Origin of the sequence: Streptosporangium minutum, assembly GCF_002149035.1 — a bacterium.
GTDB lineage: Bacteria > Actinomycetota > Actinomycetes > Streptosporangiales > Streptosporangiaceae > Streptosporangium > Streptosporangium minutum.
The window spans coordinates 1-3188 of sequence record NZ_NGFP01000440.1; the positions used below are offsets into that span (position 1 = coordinate 1).

A 3188-nucleotide genomic window follows, 5' to 3' on the forward strand; every position below is an offset into this window, starting at 1 on the left:
GGCGGGGAAGGTGGCCAATCCCCGCCACGAGCGGGCCGATCGGCGCAGGCTGGCCCGGGCGCGACGCGCCCTGGCCCGCACGGAGAAGGGCTCCAGCAACCGGGCCAAAACACGGGTGAAGCTCGCCCGGGTACATGCCCGCATCGCCGACCGCCGCCGCGACTTCCTGCACAAGCTCACCACTCGGCTCGTCCGTGAGAACCAAACGGTCGTGATCGAGGACCTCACCGTGCGCAACATGGTTAAGAATCACTCGCTGGCCCGCGCCGTCTCGGATGCGAGCTGGCAGGAGCTGCGCTCCATGCTGGAGTACAAAGCGGCCTGGTATGGGCGGGAACTGCTGGTCGTCGACCGCTGGTTCCCCTCCTCCAAGCTGTGCTCGGCGTGCGGGACCGTCCAGCGGTCCATGCCGCTGAACGTCCGCGACTGGGTGTGCGTCTGCGGCGCCGCCCATGACCGGGATGTGAACGCGGCCAGGAACATTCTCGCCGCCGGGCTGGCGGAGAGGTAAAACGCCTGTGGAGGGCTGGTGAGACCCGACCCGCGAAAGCGGCGAAGGCGCGGCCCGGTGAAGCAGGAAATCCATCCCGTGAGGGGTGGAATCCCCCGGCTTCAGCCGTGGGGAGGATGTCAAGCGTGTGACTCCAGTGAGCGGCGGATCTTGGTGCGGGTGCGGGAGAGTCGGGACCGCACGGTCCCGATGGGGATGCCGAGCGCCTGCGCGGCCTCCTCGTAGGTCAGTTCGGCCCAGGCCACCAGCAGGAGCAGGTCCCGTTCGGCGGATCCGAGCCTGGCGAGCGCGGCGGCCAGCGCGGGCCGGAGCTGGTCGGCGGTGACCCGCTCCGCGCTGCGCTCCTCGAACTCGGCGGCCGGTTCCGGAGCCTGCCGGGCGAGTGCCTTGAGTCTGCGGGTCTCCGCCCTGCGGTGGCCGGAGATCAGGTTCGAGGCGATGCCGTACAGCCAGGGTCTGGCGTCGGTCCTGCCCAGGTCGTATCGGGCCCGTTTGCGGAACGCGACGAGGAAGGTCTCGGCTGTCACGTCGTCGGCCGTGGTGACGTCGTCCAGCCGCCGTGCCGCGTACCGGTGGATCTCGTCGGCGTGCCGGTCGAAGAGCCCGGCGAACCGGTCGGGATCCGCCAGCGACTCCTTGATCAGTGCCGCGTCGTCGGAGGGCGGGGACAGCATGGGCGTTCCGGCCTCTCGGGGGAGCGCCAGCGTCACCACCTGTTTCTTCCAGTCATCGGGGGAGTTCCTTCCGGGGCGCGTCCGCGCCCTCATCCCCTACTCCGTCATCCGGAGCGTCCCGGTTCCCCGTTTTTCATGACCGGTCTCCAGCCGGGGGCGGGGTGGGACGGAAGCCCGCTCACACCGGCGCCGGCGGCTCGTCGGCGGCCGAACGTATCTCTCCCGCGTCGATCCGTGCGGGCGGGGTTGTCCGCGCCCTCGCCCCGGCATGACGGTACTAGGATCCGCCTTCGACAAAACGGGAGCAAGGCGGGAGCAAAGGGAGATGCGATGAGTGCGCAGAAGGCGCGGCAAGCCGGCGGTAGACGGCTGCTGCTGAAGGGATTCCTGCTGGCGGTCGTGGTGGTGGTGGCGTCCGGCTTCGTCCTCAGCGGGTGCTCCCGGGTGAGCACCCAGCCCGACGAGGTGGTCCTGCACTACGCGGGCGGCACCTTCGAGGCCATCAAGTTCGAAAGGTGCATCAACCCCTCCAGCGGCGCCACGCTGCTGGGCCCCGGCGACACGGCCTACTCCTACCCGTTCGGCCAGCGGACCTTCGACTTCTCCGGAGGGGATCGCGCCGAGTCCAAGCCGCTGTCCGTCGTCTCCAAGGACAACGTCGAGATGACCGTGTCCGGGGTGGCGACGTTCACGCTGAACACCGACTGCAAGACGCTGCAGCGCTTCCACGAGAGGATCGGGCTCAAGTTCCACGCCTACTACGAGGACGGCGAGTCCGAGGGATGGCGGCGGATGCTCAACATCTACATGCGGGTGCCGCTGGACCGGGCGCTGGACGCCGCGTCGCAGGAGTTCGAGTGGCGGGGGCTGTTCAACGACCCGAAGGTGAAGCAGGACTGGGAGGCGCGGGTCGGGGTGCTGGCCCGGCAGTTCATCCAGGAGACGGCCGGAGCCGACTACTTCTGCCACCAGAACTACGCCGGCAGCGGTGAGTGCGCCGACATCTCCCTGACCATCCAGAAGCCCGAACCGCCGGAGGCCCTGGTGAGCGCCCTCGCCTCCGAGCAGGCCGCCAAGGCGGAGAACGTCGCCCAGGCCCAGCGCAACGCCAAGGTCCGCACCGAGATCGAATCCATCAAGGACCTCGTCAAGGTCCTCGGCCCGCAGGGCGCCGTGCTCTGGCAGGCGATCCAGAAGGGCCAGGTCTCGGTGGTCCCGGTCCCGCAGGGCAGCAACCTCAACATCACCCCGCCGAACCGTTAACGCCGGTCCCGCGCCGGTCCCGCCAGTGCTCCCCGGGCTCCTGGCGGGCCGCCGTCGCGGGTCCGGCGGAAGGGCGTGAACCGTTCCGGCGGGGGAGCGGCCCGTCCGACAGGGAGCGGCTCAGGGGAAGGGAAGCAACTCGTCCGATGGGGAGCGGCTCGGGGAAAGGGGAGCGGCTCGTCCGGCGGGGAGCGGCTCGGGGAAAGGGGAGCGGCTCAGGAGAAGCGGTGCGCCCAGGTCACGGCCCCGGGGATCACCTCCTCCAGAGGGGCGACGTGCGGGTACCACGTCCGCTCCCATTCCAGCGACACCCATCCGTCGTATCCCCGCTCGCGCAGGAGCGTCCCCGCCTCCTCCAGCGGGACCGCGCCTTCTCCCAGCGGGACCGGGGTCAGGTCAGGGCCGGCGTCCTTGACCTGCACGTAGGCAAGCCGGTCGCCGAGGGCCGCGAGCGTGTCCGCCGGGCTCTCACCGTGTCGCCAGGGGTGGAGCAGGTCCCACAGGGCGCCGACGGTCTCCGGCTCGCCCGTCTCGTCGAGAAGTCGCCCCACGGCCGCACCGGTGGGCATCGCGTCGTGTGTCTCCACCAGCACCCGCACCCCCAACCGCCTGGCCTCCGGCGCGACCGCCCTCAGCCGCCGCGCCCCGACCGCCGGGTCCTCCCCCTGGGGGAACACGCGCACCCCGGGCGCCCCGAGGTCGGCGGCCAGGACCAGTTCGGCCGTCAGCGCCTCGATCAC

At 70.7% G+C, this 3188-nt stretch carries 3 protein-coding genes and 1 pseudogene; 2 read left to right on the forward strand and 2 right to left on the reverse strand.

Annotated elements, in window-relative coordinates:
- Positions 1–592 (forward strand): annotated as a pseudogene (locus CA984_RS43230) (RNA-guided endonuclease TnpB family protein); the annotation flags it as partial.
- A gap of 38 nt (positions 593–630) precedes the next feature.
- Here CA984_RS43230 and CA984_RS43235 read toward each other — a convergent pair.
- The gene (locus tag CA984_RS43235; RefSeq protein ID WP_242676497.1) at positions 631–1278 is read right to left on the reverse strand and encodes an RNA polymerase sigma factor; all 648 of its coding nucleotides are present in this window, start codon (positions 1276–1278) and stop codon (positions 631–633) included.
- 237 nt (positions 1279–1515) lie between these two features.
- Between CA984_RS43235 and CA984_RS43240 the strand changes: the two genes are divergently transcribed.
- Complete coding sequence (locus CA984_RS43240) at positions 1516–2448, forward strand: SPFH domain-containing protein (RefSeq protein ID WP_086579065.1); 933 nt, start codon at positions 1516–1518, stop codon at positions 2446–2448.
- A gap of 215 nt (positions 2449–2663) precedes the next feature.
- Here the strand turns inward: CA984_RS43240 and CA984_RS43245 are convergent.
- Positions 2664–3188: sugar phosphate isomerase/epimerase family protein (locus tag CA984_RS43245; RefSeq protein WP_086579066.1), on the reverse strand; the 525-nt coding region annotated here is incomplete at its 5' end.

Bases quoted from the DNA above. Each gene is read 5' to 3' on its own strand.
- CA984_RS43235 (WP_242676497.1), bottom strand. From the start codon at position 1,278: ATGAGGGCGCGGACGCGCCCCGGAAGGAACTCCCCCGATGACTGGAAG.
- CA984_RS43240 (WP_086579065.1), top strand. From the start codon at position 1,516: ATGAGTGCGCAGAAGGCGCGGCAAGCCGGCGGTAGACGGCTGCTGCTG.